This window comes from Neisseria sp. P0001.S005 (genome assembly GCF_051963715.1).
The window spans coordinates 1-311 of the sequence record NZ_JBQCTZ010000903.1 but is presented as its reverse complement, the minus strand read 5'-3'; the positions used below and the strand labels follow the sequence as shown (position 1 = coordinate 311).

Genomic DNA, 311 nt, shown 5'->3' with positions numbered 1-311 from the left:
AATTCGCGCAACAGGGAAGCGGCAACCATATAGCCCAAAATATCGGCGGATTTGAATTTTGCCAGCTGCGTATAGCCTTGCAAGCCCAATACCATGCCGACAAACAGGCCGGAGACGGCAACAATTAGGACAGACAACACGCCTGCAAAGTAAACCTGGCGGATGCTCAGGCGCGGGCGGGCAAACGCCGTGTCTGATTTGGCCAGGATGTGCAGGAAAAACAGCGTAATGCTACCCAGCGATTGGATGAAGCCGAGGGTTTTTGCCCCGACGGAACGGATAAAATTCATAGGTTTCAGTTGATTGGTTAA

General features: G+C 51.8%; 1 protein-coding gene. It reads right to left on the bottom strand.

All coding sequences use genetic code 11. The features are described 5' to 3' along the window. A partial coding sequence (locus ACTHSP_RS23425; protein WP_440347171.1) for an ABC transporter permease occupies positions 1–290 on the bottom strand: 290 nt, incomplete at its 3' end. Positions 291–311 lie beyond the last annotated feature (21 nt).